This window comes from Rhodococcus sp. IEGM 1406 (assembly GCF_030056745.1).
GTDB lineage: Bacteria > Actinomycetota > Actinomycetes > Mycobacteriales > Mycobacteriaceae > Rhodococcus_F > Rhodococcus_F erythropolis.
The window spans coordinates 1,521,477-1,536,206 of sequence record NZ_JASHKO010000001.1 but is presented as its reverse complement, the minus strand read 5'-3'; the positions used below and the strand labels follow the sequence as shown (position 1 = coordinate 1,536,206).

At 62.2% G+C, this 14,730-nt stretch carries 14 protein-coding genes; 6 read left to right on the top strand and 8 right to left on the bottom strand.

Annotation, left to right across the window (positions count from 1 at the left end):
- The first annotated feature begins 94 nt into the window (after window positions 1-94).
- The 5 genes from QM596_RS07430 to QM596_RS07410 all read left to right on the top strand — a co-directional run bounded on the left by QM596_RS07430 (window position 95) and on the right by QM596_RS07410 (window position 4,240).
- On the top strand, window positions 95-895 hold the full coding sequence (locus tag QM596_RS07430; protein WP_003946427.1) for a thymidylate synthase: 801 nt from the start codon (window positions 95-97) through the stop codon (window positions 893-895).
- 2 nt (window positions 896-897) lie between these two features.
- A complete protein-coding gene (locus QM596_RS07425; protein WP_019744784.1) occupies window positions 898-1,389 on the top strand; it encodes a dihydrofolate reductase in 492 nt (163 codons plus the stop codon).
- 84 nt (window positions 1,390-1,473) lie between these two features.
- Window positions 1,474-1,806, top strand: a complete 333-nt coding sequence (locus QM596_RS07420) for a cupin domain-containing protein (RefSeq protein ID WP_003946336.1) — start codon at window positions 1,474-1,476, stop codon at window positions 1,804-1,806.
- Between the two features lie 19 nt (window positions 1,807-1,825).
- The gene (locus QM596_RS07415) at window positions 1,826-2,521 is read left to right on the top strand and encodes a hypothetical protein (RefSeq protein WP_283308501.1); all 696 of its coding nucleotides are present in this window, start codon (window positions 1,826-1,828) and stop codon (window positions 2,519-2,521) included.
- Between the two features lie 27 nt (window positions 2,522-2,548).
- On the top strand, window positions 2,549-4,240 hold the full coding sequence (locus QM596_RS07410) for a sensor histidine kinase (RefSeq protein WP_283308499.1): 1,692 nt from the start codon (window positions 2,549-2,551) through the stop codon (window positions 4,238-4,240).
- Between the two features lie 2 nt (window positions 4,241-4,242).
- Here QM596_RS07410 and QM596_RS07405 read toward each other — a convergent pair whose 3' ends face one another.
- From QM596_RS07405 to cycA, 7 genes are all read right to left on the bottom strand, one after another.
- Window positions 4,243-4,881 carry a response regulator gene (locus QM596_RS07405; RefSeq protein ID WP_019744786.1) on the bottom strand — a complete coding sequence of 213 codons (639 nt, stop codon included), beginning with the start codon at window positions 4,879-4,881 and terminating at the stop codon, window positions 4,243-4,245.
- 76 nt (window positions 4,882-4,957) lie between these two features.
- Window positions 4,958-5,851 carry a universal stress protein gene (locus QM596_RS07400; protein ID WP_003946389.1) on the bottom strand — a complete coding sequence of 298 codons (894 nt, stop codon included), beginning with the start codon at window positions 5,849-5,851 and terminating at the stop codon, window positions 4,958-4,960.
- A 358-nt stretch (window positions 5,852-6,209) separates the two neighbouring features.
- The gene (locus tag QM596_RS07395; RefSeq protein ID WP_007727670.1) at window positions 6,210-7,250 is read right to left on the bottom strand and encodes an LLM class F420-dependent oxidoreductase; all 1,041 of its coding nucleotides are present in this window, start codon (window positions 7,248-7,250) and stop codon (window positions 6,210-6,212) included.
- A 175-nt stretch (window positions 7,251-7,425) separates the two neighbouring features.
- Window positions 7,426-8,319, bottom strand: coding sequence for a universal stress protein (locus QM596_RS07390; RefSeq protein WP_019744789.1), 894 nt, complete (start codon window positions 8,317-8,319; stop codon window positions 7,426-7,428).
- Window positions 8,320-8,460: 141 nt separating this feature from the next.
- A complete protein-coding gene (locus tag QM596_RS07385; protein ID WP_283308498.1) occupies window positions 8,461-9,966 on the bottom strand; it encodes a glutamate-cysteine ligase family protein in 1,506 nt (501 codons plus the stop codon).
- A gap of 125 nt (window positions 9,967-10,091) precedes the next feature.
- Window positions 10,092-10,862 carry a M23 family metallopeptidase gene (locus tag QM596_RS07380; protein ID WP_003946431.1) on the bottom strand — a complete coding sequence of 257 codons (771 nt, stop codon included), beginning with the start codon at window positions 10,860-10,862 and terminating at the stop codon, window positions 10,092-10,094.
- A 122-nt stretch (window positions 10,863-10,984) separates the two neighbouring features.
- The gene (gene cycA, locus QM596_RS07375; protein ID WP_019744791.1) at window positions 10,985-12,448 is read right to left on the bottom strand and encodes a D-serine/D-alanine/glycine transporter; all 1,464 of its coding nucleotides are present in this window, start codon (window positions 12,446-12,448) and stop codon (window positions 10,985-10,987) included.
- 142 nt (window positions 12,449-12,590) lie between these two features.
- On the opposite strand from cycA, the gene QM596_RS07370 reads away from it, so the two are divergent.
- Window positions 12,591-13,307: an HAD family hydrolase gene (locus tag QM596_RS07370; protein ID WP_135000461.1), complete on the top strand. Its 717-nt coding sequence runs from the start codon at window positions 12,591-12,593 to the stop codon at window positions 13,305-13,307.
- Between the two features lie 7 nt (window positions 13,308-13,314).
- On the opposite strand, the gene xylB is transcribed toward QM596_RS07370, so the two are convergent.
- Entirely contained in the window at window positions 13,315-14,712 is a 1,398-nt protein-coding gene (gene xylB, locus QM596_RS07365) for a xylulokinase (RefSeq protein ID WP_283308496.1), read from the bottom strand.
- Window positions 14,713-14,730 lie beyond the last annotated feature (18 nt).

Here is a 14,730-nt window from a genome sequence, read left to right as displayed (position 1 = left end):
TGGGGATGGGGCGTTTGGTTTTTGGCGGTGGCTTTTTTTTCCCGGGGGTTTTTTATTAACGCCCCACGGCAAGGCAGGCCCTAGACTGATTCCCGTGACTGTCTCCACTGCTTACGAAGACCTCCTCCGGCTCGTCATGGAGACGGGTACCGCCAAATCCGATCGAACCGGAACCGGCACCCGCAGCATCTTCGGTCACCAGATGCGTTTCGATCTTGCCGACGGCTTTCCGCTCGTCACCACCAAGAAGGTCCACCTCAAGTCGATCGTCAACGAGCTCCTGTGGTTCCTGCGCGGCGACTCCAATGTGGCGTGGCTGCACGAGCACGGCGTCTCCATCTGGGACGAGTGGGCCGACGAGAACGGCGAACTCGGCCCCGTCTACGGCGTCCAGTGGCGTAGCTGGCCCACCCCTTCGGGCGAGCACATCGACCAGATCACGCAGACCGTCGAGACCCTGCGCTCCAACCCCGATTCGCGGCGAATCATCGTCTCGGCGTGGAACGTCGCCGACATTCCGCAGATGGCGCTGGCTCCATGCCACGCGTTCTTCCAGTTCTACGTCGCCGACGGAAAGCTCTCCTGCCAGTTGTACCAGCGCAGCGCCGACATGTTCCTCGGCGTTCCGTTCAACATCGCCAGCTACGCGCTGCTCACCCACATGATGGCCCAGCAGGCCGGACTCGACGTCGGCGAGTTCGTCTGGACCGGCGGTGACTGCCACATCTACGACAACCACGTCGACCAGGTCACCGAGCAGCTCGGTCGCGAGCCCCTTCCGTTGCCGACCCTGAAGCTGAACAAACGCGACTCCATTTTCGACTACACCTTCGAGGACGTCGAGATCGTCGATTATCAGCACCACCCCGCGATCAAAGCGCCGGTAGCGGTCTGACGATGACCGATCGCACAGTCACCCTCATCTGGGCGCAGGCCCACGACGGCGTCATCGGCGTCGACAACACGATCCCGTGGCGCGTGTCCGAGGACATGGCTTACTTCAAACGCGTCACCATGGGACATCCGGTGATCATGGGACGGCGCACCTGGGACTCCATTCCGCTGAAGTTCCGGCCGTTCAGCGGGCGTCGGAACATCGTCGTCACGCGCGATCCGCAATGGCAAGCCGAAGGCGCCGAGGTAGTCCACAGGCTGGACGACGCCTTGGCGTTGCCGGACGGTGACGTATTTGTCGTCGGCGGCGGGCAAATTTATTCGGCTGCACTGCCATTCGCGACGCATCTCCTGGTGACCGAGGTCGACCTCGACATCGCCGGTGATGCCTTTGCTCCCGAGATCGGCCCCGAATGGAACCTGAAGTCCGACGAGCCCTGGCAGACCTCGGAGAAGAGCGGGCTGCGCTTCCGCTGGCTGGAATACACGCGCTGACCGACTTCCGCCGATAACGAGGCACCTCGCGAGTGAGTCGGTCATACTCCAAGAACGACATTCACCGCTTCCGAGAGGTCTTCGATGGACAAGAAGTCACTGACCGCTCTCGCTCGCCAACAGTTGAAACTGGCGGGCTCGGCGACCAGCGGTCGCAGTTCACAAACCGTCTACGGCGGCCACCAGCGCAGCCTGCGACAGACGGTGATCGCGCTGAGCGCCGGCAAGAGTCTCGCCGAACACGACAGTCCGGGCGAAGCCACACTGTTGGTCCTGAGCGGGAAGCTGAATCTTGTGTGTGGGAGCGACCAGTGGAAAGGATCCACCGGTGATTTCCTCACCGTGCCGGCCGACCGCCACAGCGTCGAAGCGCTCGAAGACGTTGCATTTCTGCTCACCGTCGCTATGAAGGGTTGAAGTCGGTACCGTCTTCCGGGTGAGCGAAACCGTGATCGAAGTGTCCATCGTCGCAGCCCCGTCCGTTCTGTGGCCCGCCCTGCGCGACCCGTCGCTGATTCGTCGTTGGTTCGGCTGGGAGTACGACGGTCTCGACGACGAAATCACCCAGATCTACTCCACCGCTGAGGCCGATCCCGAAGCACTGACGCTGAAACTCGGAAACGGTGACCGCTTCTCACTTCTCGAACAAGACGGCAAGACGGTCGTCCGCATCGATCGGCCGGCCAAATCTGCCGCCGACGACTGGTACGACGACATCACCGAGGGATGGACGACGTTCCTCCCGTTGCTCAGATTCGCAGTGGAGCACCACGGACTCGCTGAGCGAAGAACCATCTATCTCGACGGCCTGCTGCTCCCTGGCGAGAATGCGGCAACCGTCCTCGGGCTCACCGAAATCGGTTTGGAAGCGGGAAGTCGGTACGCGGCGACAATCGCTCCCGGCGACTATTTCGAAGGCGTCGTCGACTACGTCACCGATCACCAATTCGGGTTGACAGTCGAAGATCTCGGTCCTGGTCTACTCTCTGTCGCGACCCAGTCGGTGACTCCGCAGCGGCCAGACGGAGGCATGTCCATCCTGCTGACCACCTACGACCTGAGCGATGACGAGTTCGACGAAATCAAGCATCACTGGTCGTCGTGGTGGGAAGGTCGCAGTCAGGAGGGCTGACGTTCCGCGAGGCGATATGCTTCGACCATGGTCGAAGCATCGGGTCACAGTCCGGCACGCACGTTCGGCGAGTTGCTCGACCGCCTGGGCGATTCTAATGCAGACATACCGACACTCCACCGTCTGCTCGAGGCGGTCCTGGTGGTCGGTTCAGGTCTGGATCTCGACCTGACTCTCCAACGGATCATCACCTCTGCGACAACGGTTCTGGATTGCCGCTACGGCGCCCTGGGGGTTGCGGCGCCAGGGGGCGGGCTCTCGGAATTCGTGTACGAGGGAATCTCCGGGTCCCAACGCGCGACCATGGGGCATTTCCCCGAAGGTCATGGCGTTCTGGGTGTTCTGATGAATCACCCGCAGACTTTGCGTGTGGCGCATCTCGGCGACCATCCCGAATCGGTGGGATTCCCCGCGAATCATCCACCGATGGAGAGTTTCCTCGGGGCGCCGATCATGATGCGAGGAAAGGTGTTCGGGAGCATCTACCTGACCGAGAAACGAGGAAAAGCCGAGTTCACCCAAGAAGACGAGGTCATTCTCGAGGCCCTCGCCATCGCAGCCGGCATCGCTGTGGAAAACGCCCGGCTGTTCGAGCAGTCACGAACTCGTGAAAGATGGCTCACCGCAACATCTGCCATTCGCTCGCGGTTGCTGGCCGGTGACTCGCTCGAGGACGGCCTGCAACTTCTTGCCAGTCGCGTTCGGGACCTGACCGGCGTCGACGACGTGATCGTGGTGATCTGCGAGAACGGATACGCACAGGTTCACGCTGCGGCCAGCGCCCGAACCACGTCACGTGGAGTCAGAATTCCAGCGACGACCTATCCGTTCGACGTGGTGCGGAGCACTCGAAAGCTACAGGTACTCACCACTTTAGGTGCACTCACCGAACTGGTGCCGTCGGCCGGAAGTGCGGTCGTGGCACCGATGTGCGTCGCCTCGGGTGTAGTCGGCGCGGTCATCGTGGCGTCGAACTCGTCCAACACGCACTGGGATCACGACGAACTGACCCGAATCGAGTCGATGGCCGAACTCGGCTCCGTTGCAATCGAGTTCGACGAGAAACAAAAGGCGCAACGCCTGTTGTCGGTTCTCGCGGACCGCGACCGCATCGCACGAGATCTGCACGACAACGTCATCCAGCGACTGTTCGCGAGCGGAATGAGCCTGCAGAGCACGCTTCCGGACGAGACCCTCCCGGAGTCGGCGCGCGCGATTGTCAAACGATCCCTCGAACAGCTCGACAAGACAGTCCGCGAGATTCGGACAACCATCTTCGATCTGCAGACTCCCACAGCCACCGATTCGTCGAGCCTGCGCCGACGCCTCCTCGATGTCATCGGCGACGCCACCGCACAGTCCTCCGTGACCCCCAGCGTCCAATTCTCCGGCGCCATCGACACTCTGGTGAATCCCGGGATCCACCAGCACGCCGAAGCTGTGCTGCGTGAGGGGCTGAGCAACGTCCTTCGGCATGCACACGCACACCACATCACCATCGCAGTCACCGCGGACGTCGAATTTGCGATCACGATCGAAGACGACGGCGTCGGACTCCCCTCCGACTTCCACAAGAGTGGACTTCACAATCTCGAGCGCCGTGCCGAACATTGCGGCGGTACGTGCACGATCGTCAACCACGATCCGAGCGGTGCACGCCTGCTCTGGCGAGTACCGCTCGGGCGCACCAACTCGAATCGACCGAAGTCCGGTCGGTAGACCTATCGACTGCCGCTGCGGATTTCGGTGGCCAGCACCGCAGCCTGAGTACGACGCTGCATGCCCAGCTTCGAGAGCAGACGCGTCACGTAGTTCTTGACTGTCTTCTCCGCGAGGAACAATCGCGCGCCGATCTCCCGGTTGGTGAGTCCCTCTCCGATGAGGTCGAAGACTGCTCGCTCCTGATCGGAAAGTTCGGCCAACGGATCAGCTGTGCGGTCGCTACGGATCCGCTGCATCAGCGCCTCCGTCGCCCGACTGTCGAGCAGTGAACCGCCGCGCCCGACTGTGCGGACCGCAGCGACCAGATCGGTTCCGAGAATCTGTTTGAGGACAAATCCCGAAGCGCCCGCCATGATCGCGTCGAGTAGTGCCTCGTCGTCCGCGTACGACGTGAGCATCAGGCAGCGCAGGTTGGGCAGCATCGAGCGCAGTTCGCGGCACAGTTCGACGCCGTTGCCGTCCGGCAGCCGTACGTCCAGAACCGCGACGTCGGCATTGCTCTGCGGTACCGCAGCCAATGCTTCTCCCACGGATGCGGCCTCACCCACCACCACGAAGTCTTCGACCCCACCGAGTAGGTCGAACAATCCGCGTCTGACGATCTCGTGATCGTCGACCAGGAATATCCGCGTTGTCATCGAACCCCTCCAAAAGACATCTCACGTCGAACGGTACCGGAGACGGTGGACTCAAAAGTCATTGAATGCATTCTCTTCACTTGTTGACGTGCCGGACGATGAGAACCGGGCAATCCGCAGTATGGAGCAGTGCCCGACTGGTCGATCCGAGGAGCATTCCCGCGAATCCGCCGCGCCCACGACTGCCGACGACGATCAATTGCGCCGTCTCCGCGTATTCGCTCAGCACTCGGACCGGACGGTCACGCGCGACGACTCTCTCGACGACGACGTCCGGGTAGCGCTCGGTGAAACCAGCCAATTGCTCGGCAAGGACAACTTCCTCACCTGTCTGGATGCTGCTCCACAGTGGATCGTCAGGAGTGGCGCCCAGAGAGGGCTGCACGCTCACATCGCTCCACACGTTGACCGCGATCAACGTTGCACCACGAGCGGATGCCTGTTCGAAAGCATGCTCGACTGCCTCGATGCTGCTTTCGGATCCATCGACACCGACGACGACAGGACCTTCGGTCGGCGGTCGACCATCAAGCGTCCGGCCCCGGACTACCGCCACCGGAGATTCGCCGTGCGAGACCACCGACACCGTCGCGGAACCGACGACCAATCCGGTGAATTCACCATGCCCGCGGGGGCCGAGCGCAATGATGTACGCGCCCTTGGACAATTCGATCAGGCGATCGGAGACGCTGCCGTCGAGTAGTTCGGTGACGATCTCGAGGTCGTCGTCGATGCTTTGCCGCGCGAGGATCTGCGCGCTGTCCAGACGGGCGGTGGCAGTGCGGCGAAGTTCGTCCTTGAAGCTCTCGGCGAGGTACGGCTCGGAGTAGTAGAAAGCGGGGATGTGCACCACCGTCGCGATGTGCAGCGGACGACCGAGCGCCACCGCCGTTCGAGCGGCCCAGACGACAGCCGACGACGCCGATTCCGAGCCGTCCACTGCTACGACTACGGGTTTGGTTGCACTCATGTTCGTCCCTCCACGATCGACCAGAGAATCTCTTCGCCCTCACACTATTGCCCAATGACGGCAAAAAGGATTCATCAGCCGACGCGAGTCCCGAATCGGACATTCCGAGTTCGGGTGGACTGCGGCAACGGCCCCGCCAACATCCCTTTCGGGCGTCAACGAGGCCACCGGTGCCGGATTCGCACGCAAACCCTGGCTACTCGATCCACGTTAGGCGAAGAACCCGACCGGTCAGAAGTGAAAAAAGTCCCATATGAAAGCGCCAAAAATCGGGTTTCGTGCGCAAGAGATCCCGAATCACCCGCTCTGCTGTGCGCCTTTATTAACCGCCGGCGGTTAATAAAGGCGCACAGCAGGGTCAGTCACAAATCTTGCGGAACTTCTCGATCAGCTGAACACGGCCGTTGCGATCGGCCGCCAACGGCGTGACGTTGAGCGTCGTGACGCCAGCTTCGGCGAAGGCTGCGACGCGTTCCTTGACGTAGCTCTCGGGACCGATCAACGACACGGCGCGAACCAGCTCGTCCGGGACCGCTGCTGCGGCCTCGTCCTTCTTGCCCGCGAGGTAGAGATCCTGAATCTTCTCGGCGGCCTCTTCGTAGCCGTATCGCACCGCGAGGTCGTTGTAGAAGTTCTTGCCCTTGGCGCCCATACCGCCGATGTAGAGCGCAAGGCTCGGGCGTACCCAGTCGAGCATGTGGTCGACGTCGTCACCGATGGCCAGGGCCGGCGACGCGTACACCTGAAGCTCGCCGAGGCTCGGATCGCGCTTGGCCTTGCCCTTCGCAATCGGCTCGCCCCATACGCTTGCTGCCTTTTCCGGATGGAAGAAGATGGGTTCCCAGCCTTCGGCGATCTCAGCCGTCAGCTCGACGTTCTTGGGTCCGAGCGAAGCGATCAGGATCGGGATGCGCTCACGCACAGGATGATTGATCAGCTTGAGCGGCTTGCCCAGTCCGGTGCCCTTCTCGGCGGGGAGCGGAACCTGGTAGTACTTGCCCTGGTATTCGACCTTCTCGCGGCGCCACACCTGACGGCAGATCTCTACGACCTCACGCGTGCGTCCCAACGGAGCGTCGTACTTGACGCCGTGGAATCCCTCGATCACCTGCGGTCCGGAAGCACCCAGGCCCATAACGAAGCGACCGTTGGAGACGAAGTCCAGGCCCGCTGCCGTCATGGCGGTCAACGAGGGCGTACGGGTGTAGATCTGGAAGATTCCCGAAGCGAGTTCGATGGTCGACGTCTTGGCCGCCAGGTAACCGAGCTGGCTGACCGCGTCGAAGGAATACGCTTCCGGAACGAAGGCGATGTCCAGGCCCGCCTTCTCCAGGTCACCGACCTCTTCGACGGTTTCGGCGAACCCGCCGCTGTAGTTCAAACCCATACCGATACGCACGTTGTAACCCCAATCCAGACGATTGCCGCCGTGTGCGACGCGCACACAGCCTTGGTACTCCCATCGAACACCTAACTCACATCGAACACTACGGAACATGAGTCCGCATTCATGTGACTACCCCGTTCGTATTCGATGACCGAAACGAACGGGGTAGCGGGAGAACTTGGAGAGGTCAGGATTCTTCGGGGCGAACCACCATGACGGGGCACTTGGCCGAAGCGATCAGAGTATTGCTGGTCGAGCCGAGGAGCATGCCACGGAATCCACCACGGCCACGGCTGCCGACTACAACAAGCTGCGCTTTTGCCGACCAGTCGAGCAGCCGTCCTCGTGGGTTGTCGAGGTATACCTCGCGCCGGACCTTCACGTCCGGGTACTGCTCGGACCAACCGGCCAAGCTCTCGCTGAGTACTGCGTGCTCTTCCTCTTCAAGAGACTGCGGGGCAAGCGCAGCTGCCCTCGGGTCTTCGAATGCCGCGCTGCCGAGGTCACTCCAAACGTGCAGCGCCACCAACTCGGCGCCGCGGAACGCTGCTTCCTCGAATGCCGCGCCCACTGCTTGCGCGCTGAGCGCACTGCCGTCGACGCCGACCACGACGGGTCCCTCCGAAGGCACTGCGCCGTCGCGGTCCCGCACGACGATGACCGGGCACTTGCCGTGACTGGCAACACCGACCGCTGTATTGCCGAGAACTGCCGTCGCCGCCTTGCCTGAAGCGGACGCTCCGACAACGACCCGCCTGGCCTGCGCCGAACTCTCGATCAACCACTGAGTTGCGCTGCCGATGGCGATTTCGGTGTGAACTTCGAGTTTCGGATCGATCTCATGGGCGAATTGTTCCGCCTCTGCCAAGATCGCTTTTCCCGCCTCTTCGACCCATTCGTACACCCCACCCGCGTCGACGTACGGTCCGCCGAAACCGTAAGGCGCGAAGTCGAGAGCGTGGATGATGTCGAGTCGCAATTCGCGCTGGGCGGCGATTTTCGCGGCCTCGCGGAGCGCAGTGGACGCAGTGTCCGAACCCTCGACTCCGACAACAACACTGTTATGTTCGCGTGAACTCATGTGCCCACCTTCCTGAAGAAGTAACCGAGCCACTTTCACTCTAACCATCCCACTTGTCCGGCTTTTTTGGGGTCGCCCCCTCTTCATTTCGGGGACTTAGGTCCCCGAAACTGTTGACGGATAGGAGAATTAGCAGAGCAATCAGGACCAGGTGTGAACGGGATCTCCCGCCCGCATGTTCTCGACGTAACCGCGGAGCATTCCGGTGAGCGCAGTCGAGCGATCCGCGCCCGAGGCCTCCGCGCGCGCCACATGCTCTCGTTGCCAGGCGGCACCGGTCTGCCGATTCAGGCACCGCCCCTCGATGACGCCGAGATAACGATCGCGGGCCGCGGCGGACAATCCGAAGTCCGCCAAACCCTCGTCCGCCAATGGCAGCAGCCTTCGCAGGACCAACTCGTCGGCACCGACCCAACCGATCTCCGGCCAGTACAAAGTTGCGTCGAGTCCGTACTTGGCGCCGATGTGCAGGTTCTCTTCTGCCGCATGGAACGACATGTGCGACCACAGTGGCCGCTCCGCGTTCACCAGCGCCCGAACTGTGCCGTAGTAGAAGGCCGCATTGGCCATGATGTCGACGACAGTCGGTCCGGCCGGCAGCACTCGATTCTCGATACGCAAGTGCGGCTTGCCATCCGAGCAGTCGTACACCGGACGATTCCAGCGATAGACCGTGCCGTTGTGCATCTGAAGCTCGCTCAACTCCGGAACCCCGCCCGCCGCGAGCACTTCCAGTGGATCGATGTCCGACACGTCAGGCAGCAGGGCCGGGAAGTACCGTGAATTCTCTTCGAACAAGTCGAGCACTGAGTGGATCCACCGCTCACCGAACCACACCCGCGGCCGTACACCTTGGTTCTTCAGCTCGAAAGTTCTTGTGTCCGTGGCCTGCTCGAAGATCGGGATGCGCGATTCGTGCCAGAGTGCCTTGCCTGCCAGGAAAGGAGAATTAGCCGCCAACGCCACCTGTACGCCGGCCAGACACTGCGCGGCATTCCAATGCGCGGCAAACTCTTCCGGCGCAACGCGGAGATGCAACTGCATGGACGTACATGCCGCCTCCGGGACTACCGAATTGGTATCGGCCCGAAGAATTTCCACGTCGCTGCCAGGTAGCGCGACGCCTTCGACGTCGAGTTCGATGTCCTCGCCTCGAGCGGTGAAAATTTGCTCGTTGAGCAATTCGTAGCGCGGGTTCGCGGTGATCCACTCTCGATCGAGATGCTCGAGTTGCAGGGTCGGCAGCATCCCGATCATCACCATCTCGGCGTCGTGCGCATGGATTCGCGCGTCTGCGACGCCGAGGGAGGCGCGCAGTTTCTTTTCCAATTCGAAAGTTGCATCACCGGTGAGTGGGCCGGGTTCGACGTTCATCTCGACGTTGAACTGTCCGAGCTCGGTTTGGAAAACCGCAGCGTCGTCGATGGATTCGAGCACTTCACGGTTGGACATCGCAGGAGCCATGTCCCCGTTCACCAGGTTGAATTCGATCTCCATGCCCAGCAGCGGCGCCGGCTTGTCGACGGCGTCTCGGAAGTCACCACCATCGAGCATCTGCTTCATGGCGTCGACGCATGACCGCACTTTCTTGCGAAAGAGCCTACGGTCCGCCCGCGTGAATTCTCGCGCCGTGACTTCTGCACCCATCGCGCATTCCCCCTTCGACGATCAACGTCACTGAAGGCTATCCGGCCGGTGTCACCGACAAACGAGAACTGCGGTGGCACCGGGAAGAATTTCCCGACGCCACCGCAGTTCTCCGAAAGTTTCTCTTACGAGTTGTCTACCCAGGTGACAGCCACGCCGCGAGCCTGCAGCCACGCTGCGGGATCGACCTTTGCGCCGTTCTCGGCAACCTCGAAGTGCAGGTGCGGGCCGGTGGACTGGCCACGGTTACCCACTGTGGCGATCTGCTGGCCAGCATTGACGCGCTGGCCGACGTTGACCTGGTAGTCGTTGACGTGGCCGTACGTGGTGACCGTGCCGTCGTCGTGCTGGACGCGAACCCAGAGGCCGAAACCTGACGCCGGGCCGGCGTCGATGACCTGGCCGTCTGCTGCAGCCAGAATCGGCGTACCGATCGGAGCCGCGATGTCGAGACCGCCGTGGTGTGCTCCCCAGCGCGAACCGAAGGTGGAGGTCAGCGTTCCGGACACCGGCTGCACGGTGCGAGCAGAGGTGCCGGGGTTGATCCCCGCGAGGAACTGCTGTGCCTGCGTGTTGAGATCGGCAGCAAAATCGGGAAGCTCGGGAATGTCGAGAGCGGGAAGTGCCGCCAATTCAGCCGGAACGACAACGCCCTCGGGAAGCAGACCCTGCGGGATTTCGATGCCGGCGATGGTCTGTGTTGCCGGTGCCGCAGCAGCGGTTCCTGCACCCATCTGGCCTGCACCGACGAGGAGTGCACCGGTAGCCGCAGCTACGACACCCGCCTTGACACCGGCACCAGGGCCAGCCGACGGGGTGCGGTGGCGGCCGCTTGCTGCCTCGGGATCGATCTCGAAGACAACATCGTCATTGCCCGTGCGGTGGTGGTTTCCCACAGTGTGTACTCCGTCAGTCGTCGGCGTGCAGCGTCCTTCTGATGAAGCCCGCTCCTCTGTCTGCCGAAGAATGTAACAGTTTGATCAAGGCGGCCGCCACCGTTACCCGATCTTGACCAAAACTATTTCTCGCCGTTCTGTCGGCTGGCGTCCAGTTCTGACTTGAATGCGTCGTATCGTGCCCGGTGAGCGGGTCGGCGACGAATGATCGCCCACGCGATTCCCAGAACCACGAACCAGATCGGTGTGACGACAAGTGCCTGCAGGGTGTCGTCCTTGGTTGTCAGCGCCCAGAGGATGAAGACGAAGAACGCGAGCACGACCCAGCACATCACGATGCCGCCGGGCATCTTGAACTTCGACGCCTCGTGCAGGTGCGGACGACGCTTCCGGTACACCATGTAGCTCGCCAGAATGATCGTCCACACGAACATGAACAGCAGCGCCGAGATGGTCGTGACGACGGTGAAGGCCTCGATCACGGAATCGCCCGAGAACAGCAGGATCAGCGACGCCAGCAAGAAGATGCAGGAGAACATCAGGGCGTTCGCGGGGACCTTGCGCGAGTTCAGCTTGCCGAGTGCCCGCGGTGCGTCGCCCTCCTGTGCAAGGCCGAACACCATGCGCGAGGTGGAGTAGATACCCGAGTTGGCCGAAGACGCAGCGGAGGTCAGCACGACGAAGTTGATGACAGATGCAGCGATGCCGAGGCCGGCGAGTGTGAACATGGCGACGAACGGACTCTTGTCTGCGCTGATTTCGCGCCACGGAGTGACCGCGATGATCACGGTCAGTGCAACGACGTAGAACAGCAGGACACGAATGGGGATGGAGTTGATGGCCTTCGGCAGGTTCTTCTCCGGGTCCTTCGCCTCGGCGGCGGTGGTGCCGACGAGCTCGATTCCCACGAAGGCGAACACGGCGATCTGGAAGCCGGCCACGAAGCCCATGAATCCGGTCGGGAACATGCCGCCGTCGTTCCAGAGGTTGTCGATACCCGAGGTGGCACCGTTCGGCGCCGTGAACCCGGAGACGACCATGACGATGCCGACGATGATAAGGCTGACGATGGCGACGATCTTGATCAGCGCGAACCAGAACTCGGTTTCACCGAAGGCGCGAACGGTCGGGAGATTGAGGAGCAGCAGCGCCGCGATCGTCAGCAATGCAGGTATCCATGCCGCGAGACCTGGCCACCAGTATTTGAAGTATCCGGAAATCGCGATGACGTCCGCGATGCCGGTGACGATCCAGCAGAACCAGTAGGTCCAGCCGGTGAAGAATCCCGCCCAGGGGCCCAGCAGATCCGCGGCGAAGTCGGAGAACGACTTGTACGCCATGTTCGAGAGCAGCAACTCCCCCATCGCCCGCATGACGAAGAAGAGCATGAAGCCGATGATCATGTACACGAAGATCACGGAGGGCCCGGCAAGCGAGATCGTCTTGCCCGATCCCATGAACAGTCCGGTGCCGATGGCACCACCAATGGCGATCAGCTGGATATGCCGGTTGGACAGCTGACGTGAGAGGTGGGGGTCTTCGCCGGACGGCTTCGTCAGGTCTGGTGTATTCGCGTGGTCGGACACGGAGGATCCCCCTCGTCATACGGTTCATCCGGGGCATCGAAATCGTGCCCGTCGGGGGAACCTCGGAAAATGTGCTCTCTCAAAGTACGCGTGCACTGGCTCACATCAAGCATCGGAAAGCGGACGCCGATAACCTGTCGAGGTGAACACTGACAGCACGGCCCATCAAGACGGACATATCGCCGCGACGCTGTTCGATTTCTCCGGAACCCTCTTCCGTTTGGAGGAGAGCGACGATTGGACCGAGCACCTCGTCGATCATCAAGGCGATCCGCTCGACGTGCACGCTCAAGCCGAGTTGATGCGTCGGATGACCGCGCCGGTGGGCAGAACCGTCGAGATGGACGAAGCCGGGATCTACGCGTGGGAGAACCGCGACCGGGATCCGAAGTTGCATCGTCAGGCTTACCTCGACGTGTTGAGTAAGTCCGGGGTGCCCGATCCCGTTCGAGCCGAAGCTTTCTACGCGCTGCTGGTCGATCCGGACCAGTGGTCGCCGTACCCGGATACCGGTGAGGTCCTGAAGTCATTGTCGGAGAAGGGCGTACGCACTGCCGTCTTGAGCAACATCGCCTTCGACATCCGTCCGGCGTTCGTCGACCGCGGCTGGGACGTCTGGGTCGACGAGTTCGTCCTGTCGTTCGAGGTGGGTGCAGTCAAACCGGAACCCGCGATCTTCGAATACGCCCTGGCACAGCTGGATGTGGATGCGGCGCAGACCCTGATGATCGGTGACAGCGACGTCGCCGACGGCGCGGCCCGAGACATCGGTTGCCAGTTCGCACTCGTCGATCCCCTGCCGACGACCGAACGTCCGCACGCGCTACTCGACGCAGTGCGGAAGTTCGGGCTTCTGTAGGGAGCGCTCAGACGCCTTCGGTGAGTTCGCGCAACGACGCGTAGCGATCGCGCACGTGGGGAGCTGGTTCGGCGTCGAATCGTCGCTCTTCCGGTTTCGGCCACACCGGAGGCTGCGTGTCCCCGGACAGTGCCCATGCTGCTTGTCTGCATGCCCCTTCGGCGACGTACTCACCCGGAGCAGGGATTACGACCGGCACTCCGAGAATTTCCGGCGCGATCTCACAGAGAGCGCGAGACTTCGCTCCGCCTCCGACGAGGAGAACTCGCTTCACCTCGACGCCCTGACGAACCAGATCGTCGACGCCGTCGGCCAAGCCGCACAGGAGCCCTTCGACTGCGGCGCGCGCGAAATGCGCCGGCGTCGAGTTCTGCAGCCGGAAGCCGTGCATTGCTCCCGTGGCGTCAGGACGGTTGGGCGTCCGCTCGCCCTCGAAGTACGGAATCATGACCAGCCCGTCGTTTCCGAGGGGCGCGGTCAACGCCAACCGGGACAGTTCGGCGTGATCGACACCGAGAATGGACGCCGTCGCATCAAGAATGCGCGCGCCATTGAGAGTGCACACGAGCGGCAGGTGCAGGCCGGTTGCGTCCGCGAATCCTGCCACGCTTCCACTGGGATCGTGCGTGGGGGTGGCCGATACAGCCGACACGACACCGGATGTTCCGATCGAGATGATCACGTCACCGGGAACTGCTCCCAAACCCAGTGCGGCTGCGGCATTGTCACCCGTACCCGGTCCGATGATTCCCCCGGAGCCAGTGTTTCCGATCTTTTCGTTCGGCGATGCAACTCGGGGAACATGGGGGGTGCGATCGCGAAATGCCAACGCCAGCAAGTCGGTACGGTATTCGCGCGTCGAGGCAGCGTAATAGCCGGTTCCACTTGCGTCGCCCGCGTCTGTGGCGAGCTCCTCGATTGAACCGGACCCGCCCAATTTCCAGGACAGCCAGTCATGCGGAAGACACACCGCGGCAGTGCGATCGGCGTTGCCTGGCTCGTGATCTGCGAGCCATCGAAGCTTGCTTGCCGTGACCGCGGCGACCGGAACTACGCCAACCGCGTCGGCCCACGCCTTCGATCCGCCGAGTTCTTCGACCAGATCCGTCGCAGCCTTCGCCGAACGAGTGTCGTTCCACAGCAGCGCCGGCCTGACGACCTCGCCGCCGCTGTCCAGACACACCATGCCGTGCTGTTGAGCTCCGACGGATACCGCTGCGACGTCGCCGAGCCCACCCGCCGCGGCGATTGCATTGTCCATCGCCTCGAGCCAGCATGTCGGATCTATCTCGGTACCGACGGGATGGGCCGCCCGTCCTTCTCGTACCAGTTCTCCCGAATCGGCATCACGGACAATGACTTTGCACGACTGGGTAGACGAATCGATACCGGCTACGAGGGTCACACTGGCGTCCTTTCCGAA